Source organism: Streptomyces viridiviolaceus (assembly GCF_014650995.1).
Lineage (GTDB): Bacteria > Actinomycetota > Actinomycetes > Streptomycetales > Streptomycetaceae > Streptomyces > Streptomyces viridiviolaceus.
In genome coordinates this window covers 1-562 of sequence record NZ_BMWA01000119.1, presented here as the reverse complement: position 1 = coordinate 562, position 562 = coordinate 1, and the positions used below count along the sequence as shown (strand labels likewise).

Sequence of the window (562 nt, the reverse complement as noted above, 5' to 3'; positions counted from 1 at the left end):
ATACCCACAATCAGGACACCAATATTGCCTATGATTCAATTTGAGCTTGGGGTTGATGCTCCCACAATGAGAGCAAGTTTTGCTGGTGTATTGTGGGGGAACTTTCACTGACAATTTGCCATTATGCTGTTGTTTGTAGTCTAGCAAGCTTGTAGATAGGTAATTCTTTTCCAAATATAAAAACGCTTTTCATGGATTTCTCTAAAGCGCTTTATAATCAACACATTTTGGAAAATTGTGTTATTTTGACTCTAAATTTTGCGTTACAATTTGAGCCATTCTTTAGCCTGTTTTTCTAGCCAAATTACATCGCCACTCGCATGGAATTCTACTTTAGGGAATGCGCATGCGTTTTTCTTAAGGGCGTATTTTTGCTGCAAATATTCCACAATAGCATCGCCAGAATGGATGAGTAGGGGGGGCGTTGAAAGAGCAAAATGCTCCATAAAATAGCCCTCAATTTGGTGAGCGATCAAGGGAAAATGCGTGCAACCTAAAATAACCACTTCAGGCAAGATCTTTAACGGAGTGAAATAATAACGCATGCAAGTTTCTAACAATT

The 562-nt window shown here is 38.8% G+C and carries 2 protein-coding genes; both read right to left on the bottom strand.

Going from position 1 to position 562, the window contains the following annotated elements; translation table 11 throughout:
* Positions 1–147: zinc ribbon domain-containing protein (locus tag IE260_RS43485; protein WP_506005121.1), on the bottom strand; the 147-nt coding region annotated here is incomplete at its 3' end.
* 116 nt (positions 148–263) lie between these two features.
* On the bottom strand, positions 264–562 hold a 299-nt coding region (locus IE260_RS43480; RefSeq protein ID WP_229881863.1), incomplete at its 5' end, for an aspartate/glutamate racemase family protein.